The sequence below is a fragment of the Chlorobiota bacterium genome (genome assembly GCA_016700335.1).
GTDB lineage: Bacteria > Bacteroidota > Ignavibacteria > OLB7 > OLB7.
The window spans coordinates 2,194,037-2,212,612 of record CP065014.1 but is presented as its reverse complement, the minus strand read 5'-3'; the positions used below and the strand labels follow the sequence as shown (position 1 = coordinate 2,212,612).

The window sequence follows — 18,576 nt, the reverse complement described above, 5'->3', positions numbered from 1 at the left end:
TAATATTAATCAAATGAAGTTCGAACAATACGGTGCAAAAGCTACACGCTTTGGATTTGGCGAAGGGTTAGTAACTTTAGGGGAACGTGATGAAAGAATTGTTGTTTTAGGAGGAGACATAACAGGATCAGTTTTAACAAGTTTTTTCCAACAAAAATTTCCAGATAGATTTTTCTCAATTGGTATTGCAGAACAAAATGCTACAACTATTGCAGCAGGTTTAGCATTATCGGGTAAAGTACCATTCTTTGCTAGCTATGGTGCATTTTGTGCTTTAAGAAATGCTGATCAATTAAGAATTTCTGTTTGTTATAATGAAGCAAACGTAAAAATTGGTGGTGGTCATAGTGGTATTTCTGTAGGACCAGATGGAGCAACTCATCAAATTCTTGAGGATGTTTCCTTGCTAAGGTCTCTTCCACATATGACTCTTATTGTTCCTTGTGATTATGAAGAAGCTAAAAAAGCTACAATTGCTATGGGAGAAATGGTTGGTCCTGCTTACATACGTTTTGGTAGAGAATCTGTACCTATGATAACAAGAGAGGATACTCCATTCGCTATAGGGAAAGCAGAAACCTTTAGAGAGGGAAATGATGTTGCAATAATTGCAAACGGATGGATGGTTTGGGAAGCATTAGTAGCCTCAGAACGATTAGCAAAAGAAGATGGAATAAATGCTAGAGTTATTAATTTACACACCGTAAAGCCTATAGATACTGAATCAATTACTTTAGCTGCAAGAGAATGCGGGGCAATTGTAACAGCTGAAGAACACCAAATTATGGGTGGAATGGGTTCTGCAGTTGCTCAAGTAGTTGTTAAAAATTGTCCTGTACCTATGGAGTTTGTTGGTGTTACTGATACTTTTGGAGGTTCTGGAAATTCAGTTGAATTAATGACAGCTTTTGGCTTGACTGCTCAAGATGTTTATATATCAGTTAAAAAAGTATTGAAAAGAAGAGCTGGTGAATGGAATGTAATTCAATCAATGACTAAAATTGGATTTACTGAAGAAGATCAACCAAAAAATTATCCAAAACCAGGTACTGTTTTTCCTCTGTCAGATTTGATTAAACAAGATGAATTAAATAAATAGTTTTATTAAGTAATTAATTTTAAATCGTCATTGAATTATTGTTCAGACGATTTTTTTTATATCTAAAAATATTTTTGTTACTTGTTGTTTTCAAAAAGTACAATAGATTTTAATTTGTCAGATTCTAAATTGATAGATTCTGAAATTATATCCATTATTTTATCTTTAGTAAAGTTATCCGATTTATTGAAAAAAATTGGATTGCCAAATTTGATGATTATGTCAGGGTACTCATTTTCATTATAATCAATTCTAATTGCAAATGGAATAAATATAGATTTTTCTAAAGATGAAATTATTTGAGAAATTCCTTTTGAGCATACTATTGGTCTAATTTCTTGATTAACAATTTTCCCTTGAGGATAAATCCATAATACTCTTTTTTTATTATTTAGTAGATTTATTGTGTACCTTAATGAAATTGCAGCTGATTTTGAGTTTTTAAGATTGATAGAAAAACAACCTATTTTAGAGAAGAATTTGTACTTTATAATCTGCAAATCTTCCATCATTGCATAAGCATCAAATTTGTAATCTGAAAAAGAAATTACTACTGGCAAAACAGCATCATACCAAGAACTATGATTTCCAGCTAAGATTAAAGGGGTAGATTTATTAATTTTATTTTCCCATTCATTAAGATTATTTATACCAATCCTAGTAAATTTATTAAATCTCTTTTTTAGAATCCTTGAAAAAATCCAAGTCCAAAATTTTTTATGTATGTATGAAGATTTAGCTTCAATCAATTTATTTTAATTATTTATTTAACATATCAATTTTAGAAGCCAAAATAAAATCATTTTCAGTGAGGCCATTTATTTTATGAGTAAAAATTACAACCTTAACTTTTCCCCAACTTAAATGTAAATCAGGATGATGGTTTTCTTCCTCAGCTAACATTCCTATCTTGTTTGTCATTTCCAATGCTGTAACAAAATCTTTTAACTTGAAATTTATCTCTAAATGATGATTATTAATACATTCCCATGAAGGATCTAATTCTTTCAAAAATTCTAAAATTTCTATTTGATTTAGAGGAGGAATTTCACCTGAACAAGCAACGCAATTCTTTTTATTTAAAGACATAATATTTTGTTGAATATTTATTTTTATTTGAAATTTATAATGTTTAAAATTAGCAAAACAAACATAAAATTAAAATTTAAAATTAAAATTATCAAATTGAATTTTCTTTATACCATTTTACAAATTTATCAATACCTTCATTTATCTTAGTCTGAGGGTTATATCCAATTGTTTTAGCTTTTGAAATATCAGCAAAAGTATTCTCAACATCACCAGGTTGTGATGGCATTGTTTTTATTATTGGATTTTTTCCTAGTTTTTTTGATATGATATTAATTAACTCTTTTAATGTAGTGGTTTGATTTTCACCAAAGTTGTAAATGTTGTAACCTTTTAAATTCTCAATCACACATTCAATTCCTTGAATAATATCATCTATATAAGTATAATCTCTAGCAGTTGATCCATCACCAAACATTTTAATTTCCAACACTTTTTCAATTAAATCTGTAAACAAATGAATTGCCATTTCGGGTCTTTGTCTAGGACCATAAACAGTAAAAAATCTTAAACATGCAACATCAATTCCAAATAAATGATGGTAAGTATAACATAATAACTCACCAGATTTTTTAGTTGCTGCATAAGGACTTATAGGAAAATCTACACTATCTTTTTCTGAAAAAGGAATACTTTTATTGTTTCCATAAACCGAGGATGAACTAGCAAAAATCAATTTTTTTTTGTTTAACTTTCTCATTGCCTCAAGAATAACATTTGTACCTTCAATGTTAACAGATTGGTACAACATTGGATTTTCAATAGAAGGACGTACACCAGCTCTGGCAGCAAGATGAATTATAATATCAGATTCAGAGATTAAGTTTTCCATTACTTTTTGATTCCTAATATCATCTTCAATTATTTTAAAATTAGATGATGAAACTAATTGGGAAATATTTTTTTCTTTAATTTCTCTTGAATAGTATGAATCAAAGTTATCTATTCCAATAATGTAATTACCATTAGAAATCAACTTCTCGGCTAAGTTAGAACCAATGAATCCAGCACATCCAGTAATTAAAATTGTTTTTCTATCCGACATATTATTATAATGAATTACAAATCTAAATTAATAAATAAAATTTCTAAATTAAATTTGAATTTTTCATCAAATCTTAATTGCGTAAATTGTGATGTTAACTTTTATATATAAATTAACTTTATAATTGATAATAGAATAATAATATTGAGTAAATGTTAGTAACAAATGGTTTAGTAAAAGTTAGAATCTAGAAAATTATTTATAATCAGTTTAAAAGTATTAAAAAAATGAAAGTTAAATTATTAATCTATTTAATTACATTAATAGTTCTATCAATATCACAAAATTTAAAAGCTCAAGTACAAGACACTATAAGGTATGGTAACGATTTTAGTGATTTGGAAAGAGTTCAAATGCGATATGGCTTATATGCTCATATTGGCTTAAATATGCATTATGCTAAATTATTTAGGGGTATTCCAGAGGCAAATACTTGTATCGACTTTGATAATTTAGGATATGAGAATGGTAGTGGAATTGGGTTTGCTTTTGGCGGATTGTTTGAAATACCTTTAAATAAATTTAGGTTTATGGCAAGATTGAATTATTATCAATTAGATGCTTCAATGACTACCAAAGCTAATATTGGTCCTGTAAGCGTTCCCGATAAAAGTGATACTGTTTCTGCTATTACTGAATACAGATTCAAATCTAATTTAGGAATTATTTCAATGGATTTTACATGTGGTTATAGTGTTTTAAAAGCTATGAATTTAAGAGCTGGATTGGAATTTGGTTTTATGCCAATTGCTAATTATGAACAAGAAGAATACTTGCTTTCTCCTGAGAGTGGTTCGTTTGTTAATGATGATGGAACTCATACTAAGGTTAGGAATAAAACAAGTGGACCAATGAGTGAAACTTCTAATAGAACAGCATTTGTATTGAATGGTGATTATGAATTGCCTTTAAATTTAACTAAAAGATTGCTACTTGTACCTGAATTTTATACATCAATTGCTCTAAATAATTTAAGACCAGATAAAAATTGGAGTGCAAGCCAAGTTAGAGCAGGAATTGCAGTAAAATGGTTATTACCACCACCTGAACCACCTCCATTGCAACCAAAGCCACCATTACCACCTATTGCAGTTAAATTAAAAATTATTGGAATAGATAATAACGGACAAGAAAAAGAAAATCCTGTGGTTAAAGTTGAAGAATTTATAAACACTCAAATACATCCACTTTTGAATTATGTATTCTTTGATCAAAGTTCATTTGTGTTGCCAGAAAGATATGTTACATTAAATAATGATTCAGCAAATAAATTTTTAGAGAAATCACTTTTTGCAGAAAAAACACTTGATGTTTACCATAACATTTTGAACATTGTTGGTAAAAGAATGCGAGATAATTCAACTGCAACTTTAAAATTAGTTGGAACTAATTCAAATGAAAGTTGGGAGCTCAATAATACTTCATTATCAAAGTCTAGAGCTGAAAATGTTAAAAAATATTTAACTGAAGTTTTCTCAATTGATCCAATTAGAATTAGTATTTCATCTAGAAATTTACCTGAAACACCTTCAAATATCAATGATATAGACGGTATTTCAGAGAATCGAAGAGTTGAGTTGTATTCAAATATGGAAGCAATTTTAGATCCAGTTATATTGATAGATACTATAAAAACTGTTGAACCAAAATCAATCAAATTAGTACCTGAGATTAACGCCCCAGCAGGTGTAAGAAATTTACAAACTCAAATTAATCAGGGTCAAATGTTACTACAAGATTTTACTGATCCAAAATCCTATAGTAATTTAGAATGGGATGTAATAAAGGATGGACGAATGGAATTAAACTCAAACAAACCTGTTTATGCAACAATTACATTAACTGATTCATTACTAAGAAGTGTAACTGACACTGTTCAAATTCCTGTAAATCAACTTTCAATTCAAAAGAAAAAAGAAAATAGAATAGGAGATATGGTTATTGAGAATTATAGATTAATCACTTTTGAGTTTGATAGACCTGAATTAAAGCAAGCAAGTTTGAAAATTGTTGAAATGATTAAAAGAAGCATTAAACAAAATTCAGAAGTTGATATCACAGGATATACAGATAGATTAGGAGATGATGTGCACAATTCAGAGCTTTCAATAAAAAGGGCTAATGCAACTTCAAAAGCTTTAAACACTCCAATAAATAAAGTAACTGGTGCAGGTGAAACTTTAACATTATATCCAAATGATTTACCAGAAGGAAGATTCTATTGTAGAACAGTGGAAGTTCAAGTTAAAACTCCAATCAATAACTGAGAATGTTTTTTGTAATATGTAAGTAATTATATGTTTTACATTTTGTAATAAAATTATATTTAATATAAAATTAACTATGAATAAACTAAAATTTCATTTTTTACTATTATTATTAGTAATAATTTCAGCTTGTTCAACAAGTAGTAAAATTCCTCAAAAACCAATTGTGAAAGATACATTAAATAGTGGATCTCAAGTAAAAACTAGTTCACAAAAAAGTATTAATGATATTGCAATTGAAAAATTGTTCACATTAACCGATATTACACCAAATCTTTCTATAGAAGGTTCAATGAGGGTTACAGGTATTCCAATAGGAATTTCATTTGAAGCAGTTATTAAAAGAAAAGATTCATTGAAATTAATTTTAACTGGACCCTTTGGAATATCTGTTGGTGCTTTATCTGCCACACCAGACCATTTCATTTTTTACAATGCTAGGCAAGATGAGGTAATTGAGGGAACACCAAACAAGGAAACATTCAAAAAACTTATTCAAATAGATATGGATTATTATGATATAGTTTCATTGTTAAGAGGTGAGCTTTCAAAACAACCAGTTATCGGGAATTTTACAGTTCAAGAATTTAAAGATAGCCTGTGCTTTAAAACCACTTTAATTCCAAAGGAAGAGTATACAATTTTACAAAATCAAAATTCGCTTCAAAACTATACTAGATATTCAGATCTTAAAAATAAAGAAATTACTGTTAAATATTCAGACTTCAAATCATTGAATGATAAAAGGCTATTTGCTATGAAATCAGATGCTCAAATATTTTCCTCTAATCAAAATTTGAGATTATCAGTTGATGAAGTAAAAGATGAAATTGAGAATGGAAATTATTGTACAATAAAATTTCCATCTGATGTTAAAAGAAAAAAGATGTAATAAGTTTTTGAAACAAAATAATACAAAAAAAGAAGACATTATTTATTAGTCTTCTTTTTTTATTTTTAAAAATGATAGATAACTACATTTTAATGCAAATATTTTTTAATTCACTATAGAAATTAATTGAATGCAATCCTCCTTCACGCCCAATACCACTCAATTTAATGCCCCCGAAAGGGGTTCTTAAATCCCTTAAAAACCATGAGTTAACCCATACAATCCCAGTTTCTAATTTTGAAGCAGTTATATGAGCTCGTTTTAAATTAGTTGTCCAAATGGCAGCACACAAGCCATATACTGAATCATTTGCCATTGATATTGCTTCTTCATCTGTATCAAATGGTTGGATGTGGCAAATAGGACCAAATATTTCTTCTTTTACACACCTTGCATTTTCTGATAAACCAGTAATTATTGTAGGTTCAACATAACTTCCATTATTATATTTATTATGTAATTTAGGTACTCCACCACCTGTTACAAAAGTAGCACCTTCTTCTTTTGCTAAGTTATAGTAGTATAAAACTTTTTCTTTATGATCATTGCTAATTAGAGGACCAAGGGTGGTTGTATAGTCAAAAGGATCCCCAAATTTTAATTCTTGTGCTTTAATTTTTAATGCATTTACAAATTTATCAAAAATACTTCTGTGAACATAAACTCGTTCGGAGCACAAACATACCTGACCACAATTTGCAAATACTGAACGTACTGTTCCAGCAACTGCAGCATCGAAATCACAATCATCAAAAATGATTGATGGATTTTTACCGCCCAATTCAAAAGAAATATGTTTTACTGTATTAGCTGCAGACCTCATAATAGCAGAACCTGTTCTACTTTCTCCTGTAAAAGTTATTGCAGAAATATCAGGATGAGAAGTTAAAAATTCACCAGCTGAATTAGGTCCGAATCCTTGCAACACATTATAAACACCTTTTGGAATACCTACTGAATTCATAACCTCACCAAGTAAAGATGCAGTTGTTGGAGTTTCTTCTGATGGCTTTACAATAACTGTATTACCACAAGCTAAAGCAGGAGAAACTTTCCAAGTCATTAATAGTAATGGTAAGTTCCAAGGACAAACAACAGCCACAACTCCTAATGGATGCCTTAAGGAATAGTTTATAGCACCTAAACCATCATCTGTATCAGTTTGAAAACATTCAGTAGAAATATTTCTACTTAACTGTGAAAATATTTTGAAATTAGCAGCTCCTCTTGGAATATCTACCTGAGAGGCAAATGAGATTGGTTTACCCGTATCATAAATTTCAGCTTCTAAAAAATCATTAAATCTATTAATAATACCATCTGAAACTCCTGCAATTAAATCTAATCTATCATTGAGTTTCATCTTACCCCATTCTCCATTCAAAGCAGATTTTGCAGAACTAACTGCATTATCAACATCTTGTTTGCCTGCTTCATGAACAATTGAAATTACTTCTCCATTTATTGGAGAAATATTTTTAAATGATAAATTTTCAGAAGAATTTTTAAATTCTCCATTTATAAACAACTTAATTTCCTTCACGATAAATATTTTATTAAAATCTTATTTTTAGTTTGATTTTTGATTTAACAAATGAAAAACAATTTATTTTTAAGTTAAATTATCTAACATAAATTTGCATTGCAAAATAACTATGGAATTTATAATTTCAAAAAAAATAAATGAACGAAAATTTTTCTGATCTTTCTAAATATTTCAGTTTACAAACATTCACATCATTTGCTGTTACGTTTGGATTAAGATCATTATCGGCTTTAATAATATTGTTCGTTGGATATTTTTTAATAAGAATATGTTTATCAATTCTTAGAAGAGCTTCAAGAAGAGTTATTACTGATATTACAATTTCAAGATATTTGTTTAACTCAGTTAGAATTCTTCTTTGGTCAATTTTAATTCTAACAATTATTGGTTTGTTTGGAATTCCTACTTTATCTTTTGCTACTATTTTAGGAGCGTTGACATTAGCTGTAGGACTTGGTGTACAAGGATCTTTAACAAATTTTTCATCTGGTTTAATGTTACTTTTATTAAGACCATTTAAAACAGGTGATAACATCGAAGTTTCTGGAATTAGAGGAAATGTAATTGAAATTGGGATGTTTGCAACTGAAATTAGCACTAAAGAAAACTCAAGAGCTTACATTCCAAATAGTTCGATATTTTCAAGTGTAATAATAAATAGGAGTAAAACTGAATACTTGAAATTGGAAATGATGATAACAGTTTCAGAGAATACAGATATAAATAGACTACAACAAATTTGCCAGAGAGTATTAGTTTCAAATGAATATGTATTAGAAAATCCAAGACCTGAAGTATCTTTTACAGAAGCAAATAGAGCAGGAATAACTATTTCTATTAAGCCTTCAGTTAATGTAATGCTTGCAGATACAGCAAAATCATTAATATTAAAAAATATTCGTGAAGAGTTAAGTAAAGATGGAATTGTAGTTGTTATGCAATAAGTTTAAACAAAATTTATTAAGTATGATAATTGTTTTTAATACCATTTAGCCACAAACCAACCGAGTATAAACCCCAGAGCCTGTGAGCATTATCAGCTTTCCCTGCAATATGTTCCTCTAAAAATTGAAGAGGTAATTTAGGGTTAATATATTCTGTAATAATTTCACTTGGATTATTAAACATCTCACGAACTTCTTTATCCAAACCACGTTTCATCCAAGCACGTATTGGTGTACCAAAAGCTGCTTTAGGGCGATAAATTATCTCTTTAGGAATATACCTTTCAGCAACTTTTTTTAATAAATATTTTTGAATCTTTCCATTTATTTTATACTTAGGTGGTAATCTAGATGCAAATTCAACAAGCTCCACATCTATCAATGGTGGTCTGCTTTCAACGCTTGCAGCCATTGCAGATTTATCAGAATAAGCCAGGTTAATTCCAGGTAAAAAAAGTTTTGTATCAAGATATGTCATTTGTGAAATTAAATCTGCTCCATTGCATTTTTTAGCTACTTCACGGTATTTTTTGATAGGATAATATTCTTCAATTGAACTTTTAGAAAATTTTAAATTTAATACCTGATTCAACTCACTTTCATTTAGATAAGCAAACCCAAAAATAAATGCACTTAATGGATCATATTGTGCACTTCTAAGAAATTTTTTGGTCCATCTTGTAAATTTAATTCCTTTATTAAAAATATTTACTGGCAATAAATTGCTAATTGGTTCAATGAATCCTTTTCTAAATATATTGGGTATTCTGTGATATTTACTAATTAACAAAGTTGCAAGTTGCTTCCTATAACCTCCAAAAACTTCATCACCACCCATACCGCTAAGAAGGACAGTTGTCCCTTTATCTTTTGCTCCTTTAGAAATTAGGTAAGTATTAATAGCAGCACCATCAGCAATTGGATCATCTAAATGCCATAACATTTTTGGCATCAGTTTGTTTATATCTGTTCCTACTTGAATTTCATGATGTGTAGTACCAAAATGTTGAGCAACAATTTTAGCATATTTTGAATCATCACTCATTGCTTCTAACTTTTTATCCTCTTCAGAAAATCCAATTGTATAAGTATTAATTGTTCCATTATTAATTTTTCTCATTAGTGCAACAACCAAACTTGAATCTAACCCACCTGATAAAAAAGCTCCAACTTGAACATCTGAAATCATTTGCCTTTTAACAACTTTATTAAGTATTTCATCTAATTCATCAATATAATATTCTTCAGATTTTTCTTGGATATCATATGAAATAGGTACATCCCAATATTGTTTAATTATTAAATCAGAATTTTTAAATATCCCAAAGTGACCTGCTTCAAGTTTAAAAATATTTTTAAATCCAGTTTCAGGTTCTGGTACCCACAAAAAAAGCAATGAACTTACAACCGCATCAAATTCAATCTCTTTCGAGATTGATTTAACTTCAAATAATGATTTTGCTTCACTAGCAAAGGCAAACACATTATTTCTATGATAATAGTAAAATGGTTTTATTCCAAGTTGATCACGAGCAATAAAGAGTTCTTTAGAAATTGAATTATAAATAGCAAAAGCAAACATTCCATTAAACTCTTTTAAACAGTTATATCCCCATTGATCAAACGCAGCAAGTATAACCTCTGTGTCAGAATTTGTTGTAAAACTATGACCTAAAGAAATTAACCTTAACCTGAGTTCTAGGTAATTATAAATTTCACCATTAAATGTAATCCAATTGTTTCCAGATTTGTTTTTCATTGGTTGATGACCCAATACAGACAAATCAATTATTGATAACCTCCTATGAGCTAATCCACAATTATCTTCTTCAAACCAAACTTCACCACTATCATCTGGTCCTCGATGAGAAATAATATCAGACATTGCTTTCAACTCACTTTTGCTACCAGTACCAAAAACTCCAGCTATTCCACACATTTATTTTTTTGTTAAAACATTAAATACAATATCTACTAAATTATTGTGAGTTATTTTTTCTGAATAAAAATCCTCAACTCTTTTCCTTCCATTATTGCCCATATCTAACCTTAGCTCTTTATCATTTAAAAGTTCAATTATAATTTTACTTAAGTTCTTAACATCATTGGTTGGGATAATAAATCCAGTAAATTCGTTTTGAATAACTTCGTTCATCGTACCTTGAGATGTTCCAATTACAGGCAATGCAGCGCTCATAGCTTCAAGAACAACCCATGGCAATCCTTCAGGAGCAACAGGTACAAAAACTGCTACATCTGAATTTCTTAATAGTTCCTTTTTTTGTTCATCATTTACTCTTTTTAAAATATTGACACAATTCGAGAGTGAATTTTCTTCAATAATTTTATAGCACATTTTATCATAATCAACTCCTTGCCAATCTCCAGCAATATTTAAAACTACATCAGGAAATTGTATTAATACTTCAGGCATTGATGAAATTAAAATATGAATACCTTTGTCGTGATACAAATTAGAAATGCAAACTATATTGAAAGTATTTTTATTATGCCTTTCATCTTGCCATTTACCTGCATCCCAACCTTCAAGTAGCATACCATTACAAAGTATTGAAACTTTATTTGAATTAATCGATTCTCCAAATACTCCCATTAATGTTTTACCTAAAACTAATGCTTTATCACAAAACATTAAACCAATTTGTGCTATTGCTTTACCTAGAATTCCATTATCATGGATTATATCAAACCTACCTGCTCTTAAGTGAACAATCACTTTTACAAAAAATATTTTTGATGGAATAATAAAAAAAAGATCTCTCAAAAATCCCCAAAAACCTCTAGCAATTGAAATGTAAACAACATCTGGTTTATGTTTTAATAAACATAAAATAAACAGAAAAGAATGTTTAAGTCCTTGAAAAATATTATTAAAATTGAGAAGTCCAATTTCTTCAATACCTTCTTTATCAGTAGTATCAAAGTGAATTACTTCAAGTTTAGATTTTAAAAATTCGCTTTCAATAAATCTTTTTGTTGCAACAGCAGGACCCATAAAAGGGGGTGGTAGAGGACCAATAATAACTAATTTTTTCATAAATAGAAATAGTGATCTAAAAAATAATTACTAAAATCAAATATAAATTCAATTATTATTTTAAGTTAAATATTAAACTTTAAAAAATTATATAACAATAAAAATTATAACAAACTATTGTTGATTTATCAAAAATTTTTCTTTTTGAAGATATAGATTCATAATTTGATTTTTAATCTCAAATTTTTTGTATTCAACTAAAGAATTAACAACCCAAAAAAGAAACCAAATAAATAAAGTTATCCTTCCAATTTCAAGATAATTATCTAAAGGGGCTAAAAATATTAAATATAAAACACCCATAAATAAAGCAGTCGCTAAAGGTAACAAATGTTTATCAGCATTCTTACGAGAAAACTGAAAATATTCTTTTGATTTTTTAATTAGAATTAAATATATTCCGCCAAAACAGATAAAACCTAAAAAACCAGTTTCTGCTAATGGAGCTAATAAACTTGAATTTGGATTATTTAATTGAACTGATCCAAACAATGCATCCATATAATATAGTTTTTCAATATGAGTTTTAAATACATCACTGGAAAATTCTTTGTTCCCAAAAAATTTTCTTATAATAAAGCCAACACCTTTAGTAATATTTTGGTTTAGTTCTATTGTGAAAGTATAATTTGCTCTACTAATAAAGTTCCCTGGTCCGCTTCCAAATACTATCATTTGTGGATGTTCAGTAAACATTATTGCAGTGTTTTTAAATGCAATAACTTTTCCATAATTTACAGCATCACTTGGTTTTGACGCAACATCCAATAAATCTTCATAACGCAATTTATAATCTTGAGAAGAAACAAAATAAAAACCTCCATAGATCATTAATGCAAGTATTGTACCTAATGCCGCTAGCCTAATAAATTTTTTACCATAAAGCATAATAAACACAATTCCATAAGCCAAGAAGAAAGCTGGAACAGCGCTTCTATACTGCAATAAAATAAAAGTTCCTAAAACAAAAATTTGAATAATGATACCATATATTTTATAAGTAAAATTTGAAGTAGTTAATAATTTCCCTAAAAAATATCCACCAATAATTATTAGAAAAACAGAAAATTGATAAGAGTTGTTTCCAAAAGTACCAGACATTACATCAGGGTTTCCTGATTCTACAAACATTGGAATGTTAACAAATATTACAGCACAAAACTCTACTATAACAATAAAATTAATAAACCTAGACATAGTTTTCCCAAATTTCTTTTTATCTTTTATCAACCTGTTTAATAAGATAAAAAGAATAGGACCCTCCAACATACCAAACAAAAACAATACAGCTGGAGGTAAATTCACCCTTTGATAATTAGCAATGAATGAAATTAAACTTATAGATAAATAAAAAAGTACTAATCTTACTAATGAGTTATGAAGTTTGTTATCTATTTGTCCAGATTTCTGAACTCTCATAGCAAACAAGGCAACCATCACTGGAATAAAAAAGGGAATAACAATCAAATCAATCAAATCAGCCCCTTTAGGTAAAATTCCTAATGTCTCTGAAAAAAATCTAGTTGTTAACAATAAGAAAAAAAAGACTTGAAAGAAAATTGACATATAAGTTTAAGCTTATTTTAAAAACCAGTTTTCATACCAAACGCAAAGTGCGTATAGTTGCCAAACTAAATCATGATTTGGATTGTTCAAAGAGTCAATTAGCGAATGAACAGATTTCTGTTCAAGCAAATTGCTTTCTTGGAAAATTATGGGTAAAATACTTTTAATTTTAAAAGCCATTGTTTCACTTGCCCATTCTTGAATAGGCACACAAAATCCTTGTTTTTTTCTGTATAAAAATTCATTTGGAACGATGCCCTCAAGAGCTTTTTTTAAAATATATTTTTTTTCACCATTTTTATATTTTAATTCTTGAGGCATTTGAGTTGCAAACTCAACTAATTTATGATCTAAAAAAGGGACTCTAATTTCAATTGAATTTGCCATACCCATTCTATCTGCTCTATAAAGAAATACATTTTCAACTTCGCTTTTAATTCCCCAATAAGTTAGCCATTCACAATAATTATCTGTTTTTTTTTCTTCATCAAATAATTTTTTTGCATTTATAACAGTTTTATAGACGTCATATTTATCTGCTATCAAATTCAATTCTGATGTTCCTTTTAAAGCTCCAGTAGAACCCACGTAAAGCTCTACATTATTTGCAGACCTGGAAAAAATATCGGAGATAATTTCATTACTTTTAAAAATTGTAGAGAATAGTTTGTTTACAAAATTTGGGAGTTTATTACTAATACTAAACAATTTGTTGGCTTTGAGATATTTAATCCATTTATTGTATCCACAAAAAAGTTCGTCACTACCATCTCCATTTAATATAACTATTGAATTGTTTTCTTTAGCAAGTTTGGATATAAAATAAATAGGTAATACAGTTGGGTCATTAATTGGTTCATCTAAAAATCCCATTACCTCAGGTAATAAATCAATAAAATCATCTTTGTTAATTTCATATTCTAAATGATTTGTATTGTAATAATCTGCAGCTTTTCTAGCATATTTTCTTTCATCTAATTCGGTTTGACCTTTAAAACCAACTGTAAATGTATTTACATTCTTTGAAATTGAAGACATTACAGCAACATTAGCTGTTGAATCTACTCCACCAGATAAAAATACTCCTACTGGTACATCACTTAGCATTCTAAGTTTTACTGACTCAAAGAATAATGATTTAGTTTTGTCAATGTAAAATTGCTCATCAGAAGCTGGAGGTAAATTAAGTATATTAGAATATGGTGACCAATATTTAATTGCTGTAAGTGTTTGAGTTTGTGAATTAATATTTATGAAATGAGCAGATGGTAATTTTTTAATTCCTTCAAATATTGTGTCTGGAGAGTAAACTTTTCCAAAAGTAAGATATTGGGCTAATGAAGAATTTAAAATCTTTTTTTTGATTATTCCAGTTTCAAAAATAGGTTTTATCTCAGATGAAAATATAAACAATTTATCGCACTGCACATAATACAATGGCTTAATACCTAATCTGTCGCGTGCTATAAAGATTTCATTTGTTAAAGTATTATAAATTGCAAATGAAAACATCCCTCTAAGTTTGAGAACAATAGATTCTCCATATTGTTCGTATCCATGAAGTATTACTTCTGTATCAGTTTTAGATTTAAACTTATGACCAAGTAAAAGAAGTTCATTTTTAATTTCTTGAAAATTATATATTTCTCCATTAAATATAATTTGAAGAGTATTATTTTCATTACACATTGGCTGGTGCCCTGCAGAAGAAAGATCTATAATACTTAGCCTTCTTTGACCAAGAAAAACTGATTTATTATCATTCATCCACCTACCTTCATCATCTGGTCCTCTATGTTTAATAGCATTAAGAGCATTTGAATAAATGTTGTCTGAGAATGGTAGTTGATTCCCTGATAAATCGATTGCTCCAAAAATTCCACACATAATATTAAATTATTTTGAAGTATTATTAAATTTATCTAAGTACCAATCTATAGTTTCTGATAACCCAGTTTTAAAATTTTTGTTTGGTTTCCAATTTAATGCACTTTCTATTTTTGAAGGATCTACTGCATATCTCATGTCATGACCGGCTCTATCTTTTACAAAACTTATTAAATTCAAACAAGAATCATTGATACTTTTATTTAGTATTTCATCCATCAATTTGCAAATAATTTTAATCAACTCAATATTTTGTAACTCATTTCTGGTGCCAATCAAATATGTTTCAAAAGATTTTCCTTTTTCAAATATAGATAACAGGGCAGAGCAATGATCTTCTACAAATAGCCAATCTCTAATGTTTTCTCCTTTCCCATAAATTGGGATAGGTAAATTGTTTAAGCAAGAATTAATTACAGTAGGAATGAGCTTTTCTTTGTGTTGCTTTGGTCCAAAATTATTTGAACAATTTGATAAAACAACATTCATATTATAGGTTCTAGCCCATGCCCTAACTAAATGATCACTAGCTGCTTTTGAAGCAGAATAAGGGCTGCTTGGTTTATATCTGCTTTCCTCAGTGAAAGGATTTTCATCTGTCTTGAGATCACCATAAACTTCATCTGTAGATACATGTAAGAAACGCTTTGAGAAATCAGTACCCCATATTTCCCTAGAAGATTCGAGCAAATTATAAGTACCAAAAATGTTTGTATCAATAAATTTAGAAGGGTTTGAAATACTATTATCAACATGACTTTCAGCAGCTAAATGAAAAACTCCGTCTGGGTTAATATCAGAAATTTTTTTTTTTAATTTTACTTTATCATTAATATCTAACTCTAAAAAATTATAACTTAAATTACCTTTAATTTCATTAAGATTATTTAAATCTGCAGCATAAGTTAAAGCATCTATATTATAAATTTCCCATTCAGGTTTATTTTCTAATAAATGTATAATTAAATTCGAACCTATAAAACCACAACCACCCGTAACAATAATTTTCATCCTAATATATATAATTGATTACTCATTGATTCTCAATCTTAAAAACTTAACTCCCTATTTTTAAGATACCAATCTACTGTTTTTTTTATTCCATCTTCAAAACTAACTAATGGTTTGTAACCAGTTACATTGCTAAATTTATCAATTGAAGCAAAAGAATGCTTCACATCGCCAAGCCTATCATTAGTGTATTCCGCATCTATATTAGTACCTAAAGCTCTGTTCAAAGAAACACATAAGTCATTTAAAGTAACTCTATCGTGGCAAGCAACATTAAAAACTTCACCTGCTACACCTGTCTCGGTTTTAGCTGCTAATAAGTTACCTTGAATTACATTATCTACAAAAGTAAAATCACGAGATTGGCTTCCATCACCAAAAATAACTGGCTTTTCATTATTTCGCATTATGTCAATAAATTTAGGAATCACAGCTGAGTATTGGCTTTCAGGATCTTGTCTAGGACCAAACACATTAAAATATCGCAAAGCAACTGCTTCAATACCATATAATCTATGAAAAACTTGACAATAATATTCACCTGTTAATTTAGATACAGCATATGGTGATAAAGGAGATGGCATTAAGCCTTCGTGTTTTGGAAGCACATCACTATTTCCATAAACTGATGAACTACTAGCATAAATCATTCTTCCAACTTTACATTCACGAGCTGCTTGAAGAACATTTAAAATACCATTCACACCAACTTCATGAGTTGTAATTGGATCTTTAACCGAGCGAGGAACTGAAGGTAGGGCAGCAAGATGAAAAATTACGTCTATACTCTCAACTGCTTCTCGAACAATATGGTATGATCTAATATCCCCTTCAATAAGTTCTATTTTATCATAAATATCCTTTAAGTTCTCTCTTTTCCCAGTTGAAAAATTATCTAATACTCTTACTTTATCATCCTGCAAAAGTAATTTATGTACAAGATTAGAACCTATAAATCCACCCCCACCGGTTACTAAACAATTCATTTAATTCAAAATTTAAAAGTAAAAAATAATTAAACAGGAACACTACTTCGCTTTAGAACTTCTTTGATTGAATTACAAACATGATGAATCATATCTTCAGTCATTTCAGAATAAATTGGTAATGAAACAATTTTATCCATTTGAGAATTTGCAACTGGAAAATCTGATTCTTTATGATTGTAATGAGAATAAGCTTCACATTTAGGAAGGGAATAAGGATAATGAATCATGGTAGAAATATCATAAAAAGACATTGAGTCCATAAACTCATATCTATTTTCAACCCTAATAACATATAAATGGAAAACAGGTATTGCAAAATCTTCAATCTTTGGTGTAGTTACTCCTTCAACACCACTTAAAAGCTCGTTGTAAAGCTTTGCATGATTAAGTCTTGAATTGCTCCATTTATCTAAATACGGTAATTTAACATTTAAAACTGCTGCTTGTAAAGAATCTAATCTACTATTTCTTCCTTCCATTTCATGTACATATTTTATTTTACTACCATGAGAAGCATAAGTTTTTGAAAAAATATAATGTATCTCATTCTTAAAAATAATTCCACCCCCATCACCATAAGCCCCAAGATTTTTTCCTGGATAAAAACTGAAAGTACCAAAATCACCCATTGTACCACATTTTCTACCTTTATACAATGCGCCATGAGCTTGTGAAGTGTCTTCAATTACAAACAAATTATGCTCCTTAGCAATTTCTAAAATAGGATCCATATCTGCAGGATGACCATATAAATGAACTGGAATAATTGCTTTTGTTTTACTTGTAATTTTCCTTTTCAAATCTTCAACATCAATTGTGTAATTATCGGGGTTACTATCAGCAAATACAACTTTTGCTCCAGCCGATGTTACCGCCTCACTTGTAGCAATAAACGTATTTGCAGGAATAATAACCTCATCATCTTTTGAAAGACCTAAAGATTTAATTACAATCTCAATTGCATCAGTTCCATTTGCAACACCTAAAAAATAATCAACACCATTATACTCAGCAAAAGCTTTTTCAAAATCGGATACATGTTTGCCACCAATAAAAGCAGTATTTGAAACAACATTTTGAAGAGTTGCATCTATCTCATTTTTGATTGAAAGATATTGAGCTTTTAAGTCTAAAAAAGGAACCTTCATTTTTTTATAATTTATAATTAATTAATAATGTAAAA

At 28.9% G+C, this 18,576-nt stretch carries 15 protein-coding genes; 4 read left to right on the top strand and 11 right to left on the bottom strand.

The genetic code is table 11. The features are described from left to right. Positions 1-13: 13 nt before the first annotated feature. Positions 14-1,099, top strand: a complete 1,086-nt coding sequence (locus IPP08_09060) for a transketolase family protein (GenBank protein ID QQS65916.1) — start codon at positions 14-16, stop codon at positions 1,097-1,099. 77 nt (positions 1,100-1,176) lie between these two features. Here the strand turns inward: IPP08_09060 and IPP08_09055 are convergent, their stop codons facing one another. The 3 genes from IPP08_09055 to IPP08_09045 all read right to left on the bottom strand — a co-directional run bounded on the left by IPP08_09055 (position 1,177) and on the right by IPP08_09045 (position 3,233). Beyond that, complete coding sequence (locus IPP08_09055) at positions 1,177-1,848, bottom strand: lysophospholipid acyltransferase family protein (GenBank protein ID QQS65915.1); 672 nt, start codon at positions 1,846-1,848, stop codon at positions 1,177-1,179. A gap of 10 nt (positions 1,849-1,858) precedes the next feature. Continuing rightward, on the bottom strand, positions 1,859-2,188 hold the full coding sequence (locus IPP08_09050; GenBank protein ID QQS65914.1) for a 4a-hydroxytetrahydrobiopterin dehydratase: 330 nt from the start codon (positions 2,186-2,188) through the stop codon (positions 1,859-1,861). A gap of 91 nt (positions 2,189-2,279) precedes the next feature. Further along, positions 2,280-3,233, bottom strand: coding sequence for a GDP-mannose 4,6-dehydratase (locus tag IPP08_09045; protein ID QQS65913.1), 954 nt, complete (start codon positions 3,231-3,233; stop codon positions 2,280-2,282). Between the two features lie 227 nt (positions 3,234-3,460). On the opposite strand from IPP08_09045, the gene IPP08_09040 reads away from it, so the two are divergent. Both IPP08_09040 and IPP08_09035 read left to right on the top strand, forming a co-directional pair. Then, positions 3,461-5,500 carry an OmpA family protein gene (locus IPP08_09040; protein QQS65912.1) on the top strand — a complete coding sequence of 680 codons (2,040 nt, stop codon included), beginning with the start codon at positions 3,461-3,463 and terminating at the stop codon, positions 5,498-5,500. 76 nt (positions 5,501-5,576) lie between these two features. Next, positions 5,577-6,392, top strand: coding sequence for a DUF4292 domain-containing protein (locus IPP08_09035; GenBank protein ID QQS65911.1), 816 nt, complete (start codon positions 5,577-5,579; stop codon positions 6,390-6,392). Positions 6,393-6,474: 82 nt separating this feature from the next. Here the strand turns inward: IPP08_09035 and IPP08_09030 are convergent, their stop codons facing one another. Next, positions 6,475-7,935: a 2-hydroxymuconic semialdehyde dehydrogenase gene (locus IPP08_09030; protein ID QQS65910.1), complete on the bottom strand. Its 1,461-nt coding sequence runs from the start codon at positions 7,933-7,935 to the stop codon at positions 6,475-6,477. Positions 7,936-8,075: 140 nt separating this feature from the next. On the opposite strand from IPP08_09030, the gene IPP08_09025 reads away from it, so the two are divergent. Next, complete coding sequence (locus IPP08_09025) at positions 8,076-8,882, top strand: mechanosensitive ion channel family protein (GenBank protein QQS65909.1); 807 nt, start codon at positions 8,076-8,078, stop codon at positions 8,880-8,882. Positions 8,883-8,898: 16 nt separating this feature from the next. On the opposite strand, the gene asnB (IPP08_09020) is transcribed toward IPP08_09025, so the two are convergent. The 7 genes from asnB (IPP08_09020) to IPP08_08990 form a co-directional block, all read right to left on the bottom strand. Beyond that, the gene (asnB, locus tag IPP08_09020; GenBank protein ID QQS65908.1) at positions 8,899-10,821 is read right to left on the bottom strand and encodes an asparagine synthase (glutamine-hydrolyzing); all 1,923 of its coding nucleotides are present in this window, start codon (positions 10,819-10,821) and stop codon (positions 8,899-8,901) included. After that, on the bottom strand, positions 10,822-11,940 hold the full coding sequence (locus tag IPP08_09015; protein ID QQS65907.1) for a glycosyltransferase: 1,119 nt from the start codon (positions 11,938-11,940) through the stop codon (positions 10,822-10,824). 114 nt (positions 11,941-12,054) lie between these two features. Further along, the gene (locus tag IPP08_09010) at positions 12,055-13,506 is read right to left on the bottom strand and encodes a hypothetical protein (GenBank protein ID QQS65906.1); all 1,452 of its coding nucleotides are present in this window, start codon (positions 13,504-13,506) and stop codon (positions 12,055-12,057) included. A gap of 12 nt (positions 13,507-13,518) precedes the next feature. Next, the gene (asnB, locus tag IPP08_09005; GenBank protein ID QQS65905.1) at positions 13,519-15,393 is read right to left on the bottom strand and encodes an asparagine synthase (glutamine-hydrolyzing); all 1,875 of its coding nucleotides are present in this window, start codon (positions 15,391-15,393) and stop codon (positions 13,519-13,521) included. A 9-nt stretch (positions 15,394-15,402) separates the two neighbouring features. Beyond that, positions 15,403-16,404 (bottom strand): dTDP-glucose 4,6-dehydratase, encoded by a 1,002-nt coding sequence (gene rfbB / locus IPP08_09000; protein ID QQS65904.1) that lies wholly within the window; start codon positions 16,402-16,404, stop codon positions 15,403-15,405. 38 nt (positions 16,405-16,442) lie between these two features. Next, positions 16,443-17,390, bottom strand: coding sequence for an SDR family oxidoreductase (locus IPP08_08995; GenBank protein QQS65903.1), 948 nt, complete (start codon positions 17,388-17,390; stop codon positions 16,443-16,445). 29 nt (positions 17,391-17,419) lie between these two features. Then, positions 17,420-18,541, bottom strand: coding sequence for a DegT/DnrJ/EryC1/StrS family aminotransferase (locus IPP08_08990; GenBank protein QQS65902.1), 1,122 nt, complete (start codon positions 18,539-18,541; stop codon positions 17,420-17,422). Positions 18,542-18,576 lie beyond the last annotated feature (35 nt).